The following is a 14,337-nucleotide window of genomic DNA, read 5'->3' as shown; positions in this document are numbered from 1 at the left end:
GCGCTAGCGTCAGGAGACATGCGCCTGACCAAGCACGCCCACGCCTGCGTCCGCCTCGAGCACGACGGTACGACGATCGTCGTCGACCCGGGCATGTTCTGCACCCCGGCGGACGTGGCCGGTGCCGACGCGGTCCTCATCACCCACGACCACCCGGACCACTACCACCCGGACGCCCTGGTCGGGTCGAGCGCTCCGATCTACACCGTCCAGGCCGTGGCCGACGACCTCCGCGGCCAGGCGCCCGAGCTGGCCGAGCGCGTCACCGTGATCACTCCGGACCAGTCCTGGACGATCGGGCCGATCGGCGTCACCGCGGTCGGTGAGCTGCACGCCGTGATCCACGAGGACCTGCCGCGGGTCCACAACAGCGGCTACCTGCTGACCCTCGGCGACACCGTCGTCTACCACCCGGGCGACGCGCTCACCGTGCCCGAGGAGCGACACCACCTCCACCATGACCAGCCGCGCGTCGACGTCCTCCTCGCGCCGGTGTCGGCTCCCTGGATGAAGGTGAGCGAGGGCATCGACTTCGCCCGTGCCGTCGGTGCGCGCCGCAACGTCGCGATCCACGACCGCGTCTACTCCGAGATGGGTCTCGGCGTGGCCGACGGCCACTTCGGCCGGCTGCTCGGCGCGAACGGCCAGGACTACGTCCGGCTCGCGGACGGGCAGGACCTTCCCACCTCCTGACCCGGCCGGGAGCGGCTGGGCGCCGCGCGGCATGATGGCCCCCATGCGGATCACGCGCGCGACCATCGTCGGAATCATCGTCGGCGTCCTGGTGCTCGGCGGCCTCGTCGGCTTCGCCGTGGGCCTGCCGAAGACCCAGGAGCTCCCGAAGCTCCCGGACACGCTCGGCGCCCAGGTCTTCGGGATGTCGACGCTGACCTCCGAGGAGGTCAGTGGCGTGCTGGGTGCGCAGGCGGCCGCCGGTGCCGACTTCGACAAGCTGCGCACCACCACCGCGACCAGGGACAAGCAGACCTCGCAGCAGCTGACCAGCCTGTACGGCGACGCCACCTACCGCACCTACATCGACCTCGGCCACCAGGACCGGCTCAGCCAGGGCAGCGGCTTCATCTCGATCGGCGTCACCGTCGTGCAGGCCGACGCCGGACTGGTGTTCCCGCAGGGCCCGGCCGCGATCGACAACGGTGCGGCGCACTACGCGATGCGGGAGATCAACGGCTACCAGTGCGCGGGCACCTACCAGGACGCGCAGCCGGCCGGCTCGGGCTCCGCCGCGTCGCCGGAGCTCTATGGCACGTCCGAGTGCCGCACGCAGCACGACGGCTACACCTACGACGTCTACGCCACCTCGACCTCGATGGACGAGGCGGCGGCGTACCTCACCGCGGCCATCGCCGGATGACCCGCGCCGAGCTCGACAAGCAGCCCGCCGACGTGCGGCGGATGTTCGACGCGGTCGCGCGCCGCTACGACATCACCAACGACGTCCTCTCCTTCGGCCAGGACCGGCGCTGGCGGCGCGAGGTGCTCGCGGCCGTCGACCCGTCGTACGGCGACCGCGTGCTCGACCTCGCCGCCGGCACCGGTACGTCGAGCCAGCCGTTCGTCGATGCCGGCGCGACCGTGATCCCGTGCGACTTCTCGGTCGGGATGCTCAGGGTCGGCAAGCAGCAGTTCCCGGCGCTGCCCTTCACCGCCGGTGACGGCACCCGGCTGCCGTTCAAGGACGCCACCTTCGACGCGGTCACGATCTCGTTCGGGCTGCGCAACATCGTCGACCCGGTCGCGGGTCTCGCCGAGATGCGCCGCGTCACCAGGCCCGGCGGCCGGCTCGTGGTCTGCGAGTTCAGCCACCCGACCTTCGGCCCGTGGCGCACGGTCTACATGGAGTACCTGATGAAGGCGCTCCCCGCCGTCGCCCAGGCTGTCTCCTCGTCCCCGGACGCCTACGTCTACCTCGCCGAGTCGATCCGCGCCTGGCCCGACCAGCAGGGCCTCGCCGACCTGATCGCCACGGCGGGCTGGACCCGCCCGGAGTGGAAGAACCTCTCCGGCGGCATCGTCGCCCTGCATCGCGCCACGGCCTGACTCAGCCGCGACCCCTCGGCAGGCCGAGGTCCTCGGCCAGCGATGCCAGGTGCAGCTCGAAGAGCGCGTCGGGGTCACCGAGCCGGTCCGGACCGTACTGCCCGAACACCTCGAAGCTGACCGCGCCGAACAGGTCCGTCCATGCGATGACGGCGCGCACCAGGGCGGTCTGCGGCAGGTCGTGGTCGAGCTGGCTGCGGATGCCGGCGAGGCTCGCTGCCAGCGGCCGGCTCACCCGTGAGACCGGCGCCGGGTGCAGGCGGCCGGCCGCATGGGCCTCGGAGAGGATCTGCAGCAGGGTGCCGGCGACCCGCGTCCCGGGCCCGGTGGTGCGCTCCTCCGGGGCGGCGTAGCCCGGGACCGGACCGCCGTAGAGCAGGGCGTACGTCGCCGGCTCGGCCAACGCCCAGGCGCGGACGGCACGACCGGCCGCGAGGAAGCGCTCCCGGTGACGGCCGGCCGGCACGGCGGCAACGGCCGCGTCGACCGCATCGCCGAGCTCGTCGTACCCCTCGACGACGAGGAGGGTGATCAGCTCGTCCCGGCTCTTCACGTAGCGGTAGACGGCCGAGGACACGACCCCGAGCTCGCGGGCGATGGCCCGCAGGGACAGGGCGGCGGCGCCGTGCTCGGCGAGGTGGCGCCGGCCGATCTCGACGATCTCCCGCATCGTCTGCGTGCGGGCGCGCTCGCGGGGGGTGGCCATGGGAAGCACTCTACAGATCGCCAGCCGCAAAAGAGAGCGGTGCTCTTGCGTTTGGTCGAGCGACGTGCCATGGTCGTCAAAGCGAGAGCACTGCTCTCGGAATTCCGATCCCCGAAGGAGTCCCTCATGTCCCTCCACGTCGTCACCGGCGCCGGCCCCGTCGGCAGCACCATCGCCCTGCGGCTCGCGGAGGCGGGCGAGCAGGTCCGCCTCCTCACTCGCTCGGGCAGCGGCCCCGTGCACGCGCTCGTCGAGCGGCGCGCGGTCGACGTCTCCCGGCCGGAGCTGCTGGACGCGGCGTTCGAGGGAGCGGTGGCCGTGCACCACTGCATCCACGGCTCGGCGTACGCCGCGGCGACCTGGCGCGCGGAGCTCCCCGTCGCCGAGCGTGCGGTCCTCGAGGCGGCCGGCCGGGCCGGTGCCGTCGTGGTGTTCCCCGAGAGCCTGTACGCCTACGGGCGGGTGTCCGGACCGATCACCGAGGAGTCGCCGCGGAACGCCGACTTCGGCAAGCCGGCGGTGCGCGTCGAGCTGCTCGCCGCGCGGGCTGCGTCGGAGACGGCCAACGTCAGTGTCGCGGCCTCCGACTTCTTCGGTCCGATGGTCCGCACCGCGCACGCCGGCGAGCGGCTCGTGCCGGCGGTCCTGGCCGGACGGACGATCCGCGTCGTCGGGAGCCTCGACCAGCCGCACTCCTGGACCTATGTCCCCGACCTCGCTGCCGCGATGATCCGTGCCGCCGCCACGCCCTCGCTGCACGGCGCATTCCTCCACGCCCCCACGTCGGAGCCGCTGACCCAGCGGCAGCTGATCACCGCCGTCGCGCGTGCGGCCGGCGTCGACGTACCGAAGACGGGTGTCCTGCCTGGGGCGCTGCTCCGTGCCGTCGGCCTGGTCCACGGCGGCACTCGCGAGCTCGCCGAGATGACCTACCAGCTCGAGCGGCCGTTCGTCCTCGAGTCGACCCGGAGCCAGGAGCTGCTCGGCCTGGCGCCGACGCCGATCGACGTCGCGCTGAAGGCGACCGTCGACTGGTGGCGCGCGCAGGACGCGCGCTGAGCGGAGGGGTCCCCGGCGCGTCGTACCGCCCCCCTGTCGGATGCCGGAGACGGAGTGGCACTATGTGTTCCACACCACTAGTGATCTGATTCACAAGATCACAGAGGGAGGGCCCCATGCAGCTGTACGTGCCGATCCTGGTGCTGGCCGGCATCGCCGCCGCGTTCGCGGTGGGCTCGGTCATCATGAGCGCCTTCGTGGGCCCGCGGCGGTACAACCGCGCCAAGGCCGACGCCTACGAGTGCGGCATCGAGCCCACGCCGCAGGCGCTGGCGGGCCGGTTCCCGATCAAGTACTACATCACCGCGATGCTCTTCATCGTCTTCGACATCGAGATCGTCTTCCTCTACCCGTGGGCCGTGAACTTCGACGCCATGCACTGGTTCGGGCTACTCGAGATGGTGCTGTTCATCGCGACCGTGTTCGTCGCCTACGCCTACGTGTGGCGCAGGGGCGGCCTGGACTGGGACTGAGGAGAGGTAGCCACCCCATGGGTATCGAGGAGAAGCTCCCCAGCGGCGTCCTGCTGACCACGGTCGAGGGACTGGCCGGCTACATGCGCAAGGCCAGCTTCTGGCCCGCGACCTTCGGGCTGGCCTGCTGCGCCATCGAGATGATGACCAGCGGCGGCCCCAAGTACGACCTGGCCCGCTTCGGCATGGAGGTCTTCCGTGCGTCGCCGCGGCAGGCGGACCTGATGATCGTCGCCGGCCGGGTCAGCCAGAAGATGGCCCCGGTCCTGCGCCAGATCTACGACCAGATGGCCGAGCCCAAGTGGGTCCTCGCGATGGGCGTGTGCGCCAGCAGCGGCGGCATGTTCAACAACTACGCGATCGTGCAGGGCGTCGACCACATCGTGCCGGTCGACATGTACCTGCCCGGCTGCCCGCCCCGCCCGGAGATGCTGATCGACGCGATCCTCAAGCTGCACGACAAGGTCCAGCACTCGCCGCTCGGCGTGAACCGGACGAAGCAGATCGAGGAGCTCGAGGCCGAGGGTCTCGTGGCGCTCCCGACCGGCGACCAGAGGGGCCTGCTGCGGTGACCGACGAGGTTTCGACAAGCTCAACCACCGACGGGATCGAGCCGAGCACGGCCGACGACGAGCCCACCCAGCTCCCGGCCCAGGAGGGCCCGGCGACCGTCGTCGAGAGCCAGGCGATCGGCGAGCGGCACGGCATGTTCGGCGTGCACGACACCGGCGACACCAGCGGGTACGGCGGTCTGGTGTCCGCCGTGGTGCTGCCGCAGGCCGCGCAGCGCCCGTACGGCGGGTGGTTCGACACCGTCGCCGACGCGCTCGATCCGCTCATCGAGAAGGTCGTGATCCACCGCGGTGAGATCACCTTCCACATCCACCGCGACAACCTGCTCGCCGCGATGCGGCTGCTGCGCGACGACCCGGCCCTGCGCTTCGAGTTCCTCTCCGGCGTCAGCGGCGTCGACTACCCGGGGGAGAGGGGCAAGGAGCTGCACGCGGTCTACCACCTGGGCTCGATGACCTACAACCGCCGTGCACGGGTCGAGGTCGGCGTACCGGACGGGGACCCGCACCTGCCGTCCGTCACCGCGATCTACCCGGCGGCCGACTGGCACGAGCGGGAGACCTTCGACATGTTCGGGCTGGTCTTCGACGGCCATCCCGCGCTGACGCGGATCCTGATGCCCGACGACTGGCCGGGCCACCCGCAGCGCAAGGACTACCCGCTGGGCGGCATCCCGGTGGAGTACAAGGGCGCGACGATCCCGCCGCCGGACCAGCGGAGGTCTTACTCATGACGCAGGAATCCACGCAGGAGTTCACGGTCACCGGCCAGGACTGGGCCGACATCGCGGCCGGCCTCGCCGACCAGGACAGCGACGACGCGCAGGAGCGCATCGTCGTCAACATGGGCCCCCAGCACCCGTCCACCCACGGCGTGCTGCGCCTCATCCTCGAGATCGAGGGCGAGACGGTCACCGAGGCCCGTTGCGGCATCGGCTACCTGCACACCGGCATCGAGAAGAACATGGAGTTCCGCTCCTGGGTGCAGGGCGTCACGTTCTGCACGCGGATGGACTACCTGAGCCCGTTCTTCAACGAGATGACCTACGTGCTCGGCGTCGAGCGGCTGCTCGACATCGAGGACCAGATCCCCGAGAAGGCCCAGGTCATGCGGGTCCTGCTCATGGAGCTCAACCGCATCTCGAGCCACCTCGTCTGCATCGCCACCGGTGGCATGGAGATCGGCGCACTCACCGTGATGACGATCGGCTTCCGTGAGCGCGAGCTGGTGCTCGACCTGTTCGAGCTGATCACCGGTCTGCGGATGAACCACGCGTTCTTCCGTCCGGGCGGCGTCGCCCAGGACATGCCGCCGGGTGCGCTGGACCAGATCCGCGACTTCATCGCGCTGATGAAGAAGCGCCTGCCGGAGTACGCCGCGCTGTGCAACGCCAACCCGATCTTCAAGGCCCGCCTGGAGAACGTCGGCCACTTGGACCTCGAGGGCTGCATGGCGCTCGGCCTCACCGGCCCGGTCCTGCGCAGCGCCGGCTACGGCTGGGACCTCCGCAAGGTGCAGCCGTACTGCGGCTACGAGACCTACGACTTCGACGTGCAGACGTGGGACACGGCCGACTCCTACGGCCGGTTCCGGGTGCGCCTCAACGAGATGCACGAGTCGCTGAAGATCGTCGAGCAGGCCGCCGACCGGCTCGCGAAGATGGAGGGCGACCCGGTGATGATCGCCGACAAGAAGATCGGCTGGCCCTCGCAGCTGGCCATCGGCAGCGACGGCATGGGCAACAGCCTGGACCACATCCGGCACATCATGGGTGAGTCCATGGAGGCCCTGATCCACCACTTCAAGCTGGTGACCGAGGGCTTCAAGGTGCCGGCGGGGCAGGCCTACGTTCCGGTCGAGTCGCCGCGCGGCGAGCTCGGCGCGCACGTCGTGTCCGACGGTGGGACGCGCCCCTACCGGGTGCACTTCCGCGACCCCAGCTTCAACAACCTGCAGGCCATGGGTGTGATGAGCGAGGGCGGTCAGATCGCCGACGTCATCGTGGCCATCGCGTCCATCGACCCGGTCATGGGAGGTGTCGACCGATGAGTCTCGACAGCAAGACCGTCGCGGAGCTCGAGGAGATCGCGGCGCGCTACCCGGAGAAGCGCTCGGGCCTGCTGCCGATGCTGCACCTGGCCCAGGCGGCCCAGGGACGAATCACCCCCGAGGCGATCGAGAAGTGCGCGGAGCTGCTGGACATCAGCCCCGCCGACGTCAACGGCGTCGCGACCTTCTACACGATGTACAAGCGGCACGAGGTCGGCGACTTCCACGTCGGCGTCTGCACGAACACGCTCTGCGCGGTCATGGGCGGTGACGAGATCTTCGCCCGGCTCAAGGACCACCTCGGCGTCGGCAACGACGAGGTCGCCGAGAAGCGCCAGGGCGACCAGTACACGGTCAGCATCGAGCACGTCGAGTGCAACGCGGCCTGCGACTACGCGCCCGTCGCGATGGTCAACTGGGAGTTCATGGACAACCAGACCCCCGAGGGCCTGGTCCGCACGGTCGAGGCCCTGCGCGCCGGCCACCCGGTCCGGTCGACCCGGGGCCCGAAGCTGTGCACCTGGCGCGAGGTCGAGCGCGTGCTCGCCGGCTTCCCCGACGGCCGGGTCGACGAAGGCCCGTCGGCCGGCCCCGCCAGCCTGGCCGGGTTGGAGATCGCCCGCGAGAACGGCTGGACCGCTCCGAAGGGAGATGACTGATGGCTGACACGCTCACCCCGGTCCTGACGGACATCTGGGACGCCGAGCAGTCGTGGAAGCTGTCGACGTACGCCGGGAAGGGTGGCTACGCCGCCCTCGACAAGGCGTTCGCGATGAGCCCCGACGACGTCATCGACGAGGTCAAGGAGAGCGGCCTGCGCGGCCGTGGCGGCGCGGGCTTCCCGACCGGCATGAAGTGGTCGTTCATCCCGCAGGACAACCCGAAGCCCAAGTACCTCGTGGTCAACGCCGACGAGTCCGAGCCGGGCACCTGCAAGGACATCCCGCTGATGATGGGCAACCCGCACGTGCTCGTCGAGGGCGTGATCATCAGCTCCTACGCGATCCGCGCCAACAAGGCGTTCATCTACATCCGCGGCGAGGTCGTCCAGTGCGTACGCCGGGTCCAGGCCGCCGTCGCGGAGGCGTACGCCGCCGGCCACCTCGGCAAGGACATCCACGGCTCCGGCTACGACCTCGACGTGGTCGTGCACGCCGGCGCGGGCGCCTACATCTGCGGTGAGGAGACCGCGCTGCTCGAGGGTCTCGAGGGCCGTCGCGGCCAACCGCGGCTGCGCCCGCCCTTCCCCGCGGTCGCCGGGCTCTACGCCAGCCCGACCGTCATCAACAACGTCGAGTCCATCGCCTCGGTGCCCGCCATCATCGACCACGGTGCCGCGTGGTTCGCGTCGATGGGCACCGAGAAGTCGCAGGGCCACGGCATCTTCTCGCTCTCCGGTCACGTGACGAGGCCCGGTCAGTACGAGGCGCCGCTCGGCATCACGCTGCGCGAGCTGCTCGACCTCGCCGGCGGCGTACGGGACGGGCACGAGCTGAAGTTCTGGACCCCCGGCGGGTCCAGCACGCCGCTGCTCACGCCGGAGCACCTCGACGTCCCCCTCGACTTCGAGGGCGTCGGTGCCGCCGGCTCGATGCTCGGCACCCGCGCGCTGCAGATCTTCGACGAGACCGTGTGCGTGGTGCGGGCGGTGCTGCGCTGGACGGAGTTCTACAAGCACGAGTCGTGCGGCAAGTGCACCCCGTGCCGCGAGGGCACCTGGTGGCTGGTCCAGGCGCTGACCCGCCTCGAGAACGGCGACGGCAGCGAGGCCGACCTCGACCAGCTGCTCGACCAGTGCGACAACATCCTCGGCCGCGCGTTCTGCGCGCTCGGCGACGGTGCGACCAGCCCGATCTCCAGCTCGGTCAAGTACTTCCGCGACGAGTACCTCGCCCACCTGAGCCACGGTGGGTGTCCGTTCGACCCGAGGCGGTCGACCGCCTGGGCAGCAGCGTCCACGCAGGAGGTGTCCGCGTGAGCACCGGCGAGGTCGAGAGGTCGGACCTGGTGACCGTCACCATCGACGGAGTCCAGGTCAGCGTCCCCAAGGACACCCTGGTGATCCGCGCGGCCGAGCAGGTCGGCATCGCGATCCCGCGGTTCTGCGACCACCCGCTCCTCGCCCCGGTCGGTGCGTGCCGGCAGTGCCTGGTCGACGTACCGGACGCGGGCAACGGGCGCGGGTTCCCGAAGCCGCAGGCGTCCTGCACGCTGCCCGTGGCCGAGGGCATGGTCGTCAACACCCAGGCCACGAGCCCGGTCGCCGACAAGGCGCAGCAGGGCGTGATGGAGCTGCTGCTGGTCAACCACCCGCTGGACTGCCCGGTCTGCGACAAGGGCGGCGAGTGCCCGCTGCAGAACCAGGCGATGACCAACGGCCGGGGCGAGTCGCGGTTCTCCGACGACCGCAACCGCGGGCTGAAGCGCACCTTCCCCAAGCCGATCAACCTCTCGCCGAACATCCTGCTCGACCGCGAGCGGTGCATCGTGTGCCAGCGCTGCACCCGGTTCGCCGAGGAGATTCCCGGCGACCCGTTCATCGCACTCCTCGAACGCGGCGCCGAGCAGCAGATCGGCATCGCCGACGACGCGCCCTTCCTCTCCTACTTCTCCGGCAACGTCATCCAGATCTGCCCGGTGGGCGCGCTCACCTCGGAGCAGTACCGCTTCCGCTCCCGCCCGTTCGACCTCGTCTCCACGCCCGGCGTCGGCGAGCACGACGCCTGCGGCGCGGCGATCCGTGTCGACCACCGGCGCGGCAAGGTGATGCGCCGGCAGTCCGGTAACGACCCGGCCGTCAACGAGGAGTGGATCACCGACAAGGACCGGTTCGCCTTCGCCTACGCGCAGGGCGAGGACCGGATCACCTACCCGATGGTCCGTGAGGACGGCCGGCTGCGGGCCGCGTCCTGGCCCGAGGCCTTCGCCGTCGCGGCCCGCGGCCTGGCTGCGGCCAAGCAGGTCGGCGGGGTCGGCGTCCTCACCGGTGGCCGGCTCACCGCCGAGGATGCCTACGCCTACAGCAAGTTCGCCCGTACGGCGCTCGGCACCAACGACATCGACTTCCGCGCACGACCCCACTCCGCGGAGGAGGCGGCGTTCCTGGCCTCGTACGTCGTCCTGCGCGGACCCGACCACGTCTCGTACGCCGACCTCGAGCGGGCCTCGAAGGTCGTCCTCGTCGGCCTCGAGCCGGAGGACGAGGCCGGGTCGATCTTCCTGCGGTTGCGCAAGAGCGTGCGGGCCGGCGGCACCGAGGTGGTCGCGATCGCGTCGCACGTCACGCGCGGTCTCGCGAAGCTCGCGGGCCGGCTGGTCGCGACGACGCCGGGCGAGGAGGCCGGAGCGCTGGCCGAGATCGCGGGGGAGCTGGACGCCTCCACGGTGCTGCTCGTCGGCGAGCGCCTCGCCACCGTCCCCGGCGCTCTGACCGCCTTGTCCGACGTCATCGAGCAGACCCGCGTCCGCGTGGCCTGGGTGCCGCGGCGCGCGGGCGACCGGGGCGCGCTCGAGGCGGGGTGCCTGCCGGGCCTTCTGCCCGGTGGTCGTCCGGTGGTCGACGCCGCCGCTCGGGTCGACGTCGCCACCGCCTGGGGCGTCGATCACCTCCCGGAGGCGGAGGGACGCGACGGCGACGCGATCGTCGCGGCGCTCACCGCCGGTGAGCTCGGCGGTCTGGTGATCGCCGGCGTCGACCCGGCCGACACCGCCGACCCGGTGGCGACCCGGCTGGCCGTCGAGTCCGCCGGCTTCGTGGTCGCGCTCGACCTGCGCCACACCGAGGTCACGGCCCTCGCCGACGTGGTGTTCCCGGTGGCGGCCGTCGCCGAGAAGGAGGGCATGTTCGTCAACTGGGAGGGCCGCGTGCGGCCGTTCCCCGCCGCCCTCCAGGTCGCCGGCGCGCTGCCCGACCTCCGCTCCCTCGCGGGCATCGCTGCGGAGATGGGGGCTCCGCTCGGCTTCACCACGGTCGCGGAGGCGCGGGCCGAGATGGCCGCGCTCGGGCCGTGGGACGGCGCGCGGGTGCCGATGGTCGGCGACCTCGCCGTCGCCCACTCCGCCGGCGTCGGCCCGATCCGGCTCTCCACCTGGAAGCAGTCGATCGACAACGGCCGCCTGCAGGACGGCGACAAGTACCTCCAGGCGACCGCGCGACCGGCCGTCGCCGTCCTCCCGCCCGACCTGTACGCCGAGCACGGCCCGCTCGTCACGGTGACCGGTGATCGCGGCTCGATCACCCTGCGCGCCACCGTCGAGGAGCAGATGGCTCCCGGCACGGTGTGGCTGCCGGCGAGCTCGTTCGGGGCCGGCGTCCTGTCCGACCTGGCGTCGCCGGGCTCGACCGTCACGATCAGCGGAGGCCAAGGATGATCCCGCTCACCGCCACGAACCTCTCGGCGTTCGGCCACGACCCGTGGTGGATCGTCGCGATCAAGGCCGTCGCGATCTTCGTGGTCCTGGTGCTGCTCACCCTGTTCAACATCTGGTGGGAGCGTCGCGTCGTGGCGCGGATGCAGCACCGCATCGGCCCCAACGTGCACGGCCCGTTCGGCCTGCTGCAGTCCCTGGCCGACGGTGTGAAGCTGGCGCTGAAGGAGGACCTGACGCCGACGCTGGCCGACAAGGTCGTCTTCACGCTCGCGCCGGTCATCTCGGCGGTCCCGGCGTTCGTCACCTTCGCGGTGATCCCGTTCGGTCCGACGGTCAGCTTCTTCGGCCACCAGACCCCGCTGCAGCTCACCGACCTGCCGGTCGCGGTCCTGTTCGTGATGGCGATCGCGTCGATCGGCATCTACGGCATCGTGCTCGCCGGCTGGTCCAGCGGCTCGACGTACTCGCTGCTCGGGGGCCTGCGCTCCAGCGCGCAGATGATCTCCTACGAGGTCGCCATGGGCCTCGCCCTCGTCGCCGTCTTCATGTACGCCGGCTCGATGTCCACCAGCGACATCGTGGCCGCCCAGGGCAACGTCTGGTTCGGGCTGATCCTGCTGCCGAGCTTCGTGATCTACACGATCGCCATGGTCGGCGAGACCAACCGCGCGCCGTTCGACCTCCCCGAGGCCGAGGGCGAGCTGGTCGGCGGCTTCCACACCGAGTACTCCAGCCTGAAGTTCGCGCTGTTCTTCCTCGCCGAGTACATCAACATGGCCACCGTCTCCGCGCTCGCCACGACGCTCTTCCTCGGCGGGTGGCACGCGCCGTTCTGGCTCGGCCACGTGTGGGCCGGAGCCAACGAGGGCTACCTGCCGGTGGTCTGGTTCTTCGGCAAGGTGCTGTTCTTCGTGTTCATCTTCATCTGGCTGCGCGGCTCGCTGCCGCGGCTGCGCTACGACCAGTTCATGGCGTTCGGCTGGAAGCGGCTGATCCCGGTGTCGCTGGTCTGGATCCTGGCCGTCGCCACGATGCGCGCGGCCCGTAACTCCGACGCCGGCTTCAACCGCACCACCGTGCTCATCGTGGTCGGCGTGCTGCTCGTCCTCTTCCTGGGCCTGTTCTTCCTGCCCGAGCGGACGTCGGCGGAGGCCGAGGCGACGGCCCCGGCCCCGCGCGCCGGCGGATTCCCCGTCCCGCCGATGCCCGCCGGCGGTGCCGTGCGCGGAGCGGCGGCCCCGATCGTGTTCGGCAACGACGCAACCGTGACGGAGGTGCAGCATGGCTGACCCGACCAGCAACGAGGAGGACCGGGGCGCGACGCTCAAGGAGCAGCTCTGGGACCCGGTCGCCGGGTTCGGGGTCACCTTCCGGACGATGTTCCGCAAGGTCGTCACCGAGCAGTACCCCAAGGAGAAGTTCCCGACCGCGCCGCGCTTCCACGGCCGCCACCAGCTCAACCGCTGGCCCGACGGCCTGGAGAAGTGCGTGGGTTGCGAGCTGTGCGCCTGGGCCTGCCCGGCCGACGCGATCTACGTGGAGGGCGCGTCGAACTCCGACCTGCCGGACGAGGACGGGAACAGCCAGCGGTTCTCGCCGGGGGAGCGCTACGGCCGCGTCTACCAGATCAACTACCTGCGCTGCATCCTGTGCGGGCTCTGCATCGAGGCCTGCCCGACCCGCGCGCTGACGATGACCAACGAGTACGAGCTGGCCGACGACAGCCGGGCCAGCCTGATCTACGAGAAGTCCGACCTCCTCGCCCCGCTCCTGCCGGGCATGGAGCAGCCGCCGCACGCGATGCTGCTCGCCGACGACGCCGAGGACTACTACAAGGGCGCGTTCCGCGCCGGGAAGGGCGAGGAGGTCGCTTCGCTCCCCGATTCGTCTGTTCCGTCGGACCAGGCTCGCTCCGCTCGCGGTTCGACGGGCTCCGCTGGCGCGGAGCGGATGGGTGGCGTCTGATGGTGGCCTTCTGGATCCTCGCGCCGATCATGGTGATCGCCGCGCTCGGCATCCTCTTCGTGCGCAAGGCGGTCCACGCCGCCCTGCTGCTCGCCGTGGTGATGATCAGCCTGGCGATCCTGTACGCCGCGCTGCAGGCACCGTTCCTCTTCGCGGTCCAGATCATCGTCTACACCGGCGCGATCCTGATGCTGTTCCTGTTCGTGCTCATGCTGGTCGGCGTCGACACCGCCGACGAGCCCGGCGAGCGGATCACCGGCCAGCGCCCGCTCGCCTGGGCCGCCGGCATCGTCTTCGGCGTCACCATCGTGGTCGGGCTGCTGCAGCTGACCTTCGGCACCGCGGTCGGCCTCGACACCGCGAACCAGGGTGGCAACGTCCAGGCCCTCGCGAACGCCCTGTTCTCCCGCTACGTCTTCGCGTTCGAGGTCACCAGCGCGCTGCTCATCACCGCGGCCGTCGGCGCGATGGTGCTCGCCCACCGCGAGCGGCTCACGCCCAAGCACGACCAGCCGACCCTCGCCGCCCAGCGCATCCGCGCGTACGCCGAGAACGGCACCCACCTCGGTCCGCTGCCGCCCCCCGGCGTCTACGCCCGCCACAACGCGGTCGACACCCCGGCCCTGCTGCCCGACGGCACCCCGGCGCCGGCGTCGGTCTCCCGGGTGCTCGCCGCCCGCGGCACCGTGCGCGCCCCGGACGTCCCGGGTTTCGATACGCCGCCTCGTTCCTCGGCGGCTACTCAACCAGCGGAGCTCGAGTCGACCACCGGTGAGGAGGAGAAGTGACGCCGTACGTCGTCCTCTCGACGATCCTGTTCAGCATCGGCGCGGTCGGGGTGCTCACCCGCCGCAACGCCATCGTGGTGTTCATGTGCGTGGAGCTCATGCTCAACGCCTGCAACCTCGCGTTCGTGGCCTTCGCTCACCAGCTCGGCAACCTCGACGGCCAGATCGTCGCGTTCTTCGTGATGGTGGTGGCCGCGGCCGAGGTCGTGGTCGGCCTGGCGATCATCATGACCATCTTCCGTTCCCGCCGCTCGGCCTCGGTCGACGACGCCAGCCTGCTGAAGCTCTGAGG

General features: G+C 70.8%; 16 protein-coding genes. 15 read left to right on the top strand and 1 reads right to left on the bottom strand.

Going from position 1 to position 14,337, the window contains the following annotated elements:
* Window positions 1-18: 18 nt before the first annotated feature.
* Genes ACYVAQ_RS06900 through ACYVAQ_RS06890 form a run of 3 tightly spaced genes read left to right on the top strand, consistent with a single transcriptional unit; the run spans window position 19 to window position 2,061 of the window.
* Window positions 19-693 (top strand): MBL fold metallo-hydrolase, encoded by a 675-nt coding sequence (locus tag ACYVAQ_RS06900; protein WP_460787767.1) that lies wholly within the window; start codon window positions 19-21, stop codon window positions 691-693.
* A gap of 43 nt (window positions 694-736) precedes the next feature.
* Window positions 737-1,375 carry a hypothetical protein gene (locus ACYVAQ_RS06895; protein WP_460787766.1) on the top strand — a complete coding sequence of 213 codons (639 nt, stop codon included), beginning with the start codon at window positions 737-739 and terminating at the stop codon, window positions 1,373-1,375.
* Window positions 1,372-2,061 (top strand): demethylmenaquinone methyltransferase, encoded by a 690-nt coding sequence (locus ACYVAQ_RS06890; protein WP_460787765.1) that lies wholly within the window; start codon window positions 1,372-1,374, stop codon window positions 2,059-2,061. Before ACYVAQ_RS06895 ends, ACYVAQ_RS06890 begins: the two co-directional genes overlap by 4 nt.
* A 1-nt stretch (window position 2,062) precedes the next feature.
* Here ACYVAQ_RS06890 and ACYVAQ_RS06885 read toward each other — a convergent pair whose 3' ends face one another.
* Entirely contained in the window at window positions 2,063-2,767 is a 705-nt protein-coding gene (locus ACYVAQ_RS06885; protein ID WP_460787763.1) for a TetR/AcrR family transcriptional regulator, read from the bottom strand.
* Between the two features lie 126 nt (window positions 2,768-2,893).
* Between ACYVAQ_RS06885 and ACYVAQ_RS06880 the strand changes: the two genes are divergently transcribed.
* The 12 genes from ACYVAQ_RS06880 (at window position 2,894) to nuoK (ending at window position 14,335) form a co-directional block, all read left to right on the top strand.
* Window positions 2,894-3,826 carry an NAD-dependent epimerase/dehydratase family protein gene (locus ACYVAQ_RS06880; RefSeq protein WP_460787761.1) on the top strand — a complete coding sequence of 311 codons (933 nt, stop codon included), beginning with the start codon at window positions 2,894-2,896 and terminating at the stop codon, window positions 3,824-3,826.
* A 116-nt stretch (window positions 3,827-3,942) separates the two neighbouring features.
* Window positions 3,943-4,299 carry an NADH-quinone oxidoreductase subunit A gene (locus ACYVAQ_RS06875; protein WP_460787760.1) on the top strand — a complete coding sequence of 119 codons (357 nt, stop codon included), beginning with the start codon at window positions 3,943-3,945 and terminating at the stop codon, window positions 4,297-4,299.
* 17 nt (window positions 4,300-4,316) lie between these two features.
* Window positions 4,317-4,871 carry a NuoB/complex I 20 kDa subunit family protein gene (locus ACYVAQ_RS06870; RefSeq protein WP_460787759.1) on the top strand — a complete coding sequence of 185 codons (555 nt, stop codon included), beginning with the start codon at window positions 4,317-4,319 and terminating at the stop codon, window positions 4,869-4,871.
* Window positions 4,868-5,605, top strand: a complete 738-nt coding sequence (locus tag ACYVAQ_RS06865; protein WP_460787758.1) for an NADH-quinone oxidoreductase subunit C — start codon at window positions 4,868-4,870, stop codon at window positions 5,603-5,605. Before ACYVAQ_RS06870 ends, ACYVAQ_RS06865 begins: the two co-directional genes overlap by 4 nt.
* The gene (locus ACYVAQ_RS06860) at window positions 5,602-6,921 is read left to right on the top strand and encodes an NADH-quinone oxidoreductase subunit D (protein WP_460787757.1); all 1,320 of its coding nucleotides are present in this window, start codon (window positions 5,602-5,604) and stop codon (window positions 6,919-6,921) included. Before ACYVAQ_RS06865 ends, ACYVAQ_RS06860 begins: the two co-directional genes overlap by 4 nt.
* Window positions 6,918-7,580 carry an NADH-quinone oxidoreductase subunit NuoE gene (gene nuoE, locus ACYVAQ_RS06855; RefSeq protein WP_460787756.1) on the top strand — a complete coding sequence of 221 codons (663 nt, stop codon included), beginning with the start codon at window positions 6,918-6,920 and terminating at the stop codon, window positions 7,578-7,580. The genes ACYVAQ_RS06860 and nuoE overlap by 4 nt, the downstream gene beginning before the upstream one ends.
* Window positions 7,580-8,899, top strand: a complete 1,320-nt coding sequence (nuoF, locus tag ACYVAQ_RS06850) for an NADH-quinone oxidoreductase subunit NuoF (RefSeq protein ID WP_460787755.1) — start codon at window positions 7,580-7,582, stop codon at window positions 8,897-8,899. The genes nuoE and nuoF overlap by 1 nt, the downstream gene beginning before the upstream one ends.
* Window positions 8,896-11,292: an NADH-quinone oxidoreductase subunit G gene (locus ACYVAQ_RS06845; protein ID WP_460787754.1), complete on the top strand. Its 2,397-nt coding sequence runs from the start codon at window positions 8,896-8,898 to the stop codon at window positions 11,290-11,292. Before nuoF ends, ACYVAQ_RS06845 begins: the two co-directional genes overlap by 4 nt.
* Window positions 11,289-12,581 (top strand): NADH-quinone oxidoreductase subunit NuoH, encoded by a 1,293-nt coding sequence (nuoH, locus tag ACYVAQ_RS06840; protein ID WP_460787753.1) that lies wholly within the window; start codon window positions 11,289-11,291, stop codon window positions 12,579-12,581. Before ACYVAQ_RS06845 ends, nuoH begins: the two co-directional genes overlap by 4 nt.
* Entirely contained in the window at window positions 12,574-13,257 is a 684-nt protein-coding gene (gene nuoI, locus ACYVAQ_RS06835; RefSeq protein ID WP_460787752.1) for an NADH-quinone oxidoreductase subunit NuoI, read from the top strand. Before nuoH ends, nuoI begins: the two co-directional genes overlap by 8 nt.
* Complete coding sequence (locus ACYVAQ_RS06830; protein ID WP_460787751.1) at window positions 13,257-14,045, top strand: NADH-quinone oxidoreductase subunit J; 789 nt, start codon at window positions 13,257-13,259, stop codon at window positions 14,043-14,045. The genes nuoI and ACYVAQ_RS06830 overlap by 1 nt, the downstream gene beginning before the upstream one ends.
* Window positions 14,042-14,335 carry an NADH-quinone oxidoreductase subunit NuoK gene (gene nuoK, locus ACYVAQ_RS06825; protein ID WP_460787750.1) on the top strand — a complete coding sequence of 98 codons (294 nt, stop codon included), beginning with the start codon at window positions 14,042-14,044 and terminating at the stop codon, window positions 14,333-14,335. The genes ACYVAQ_RS06830 and nuoK overlap by 4 nt, the downstream gene beginning before the upstream one ends.
* The last annotated feature ends 2 nt before the right edge of the window (window positions 14,336-14,337 follow it).

It is taken from the genome of Nocardioides maradonensis, assembly GCF_054777115.1.
This window is presented reverse-complemented; position numbering and strand designations above follow the sequence as displayed.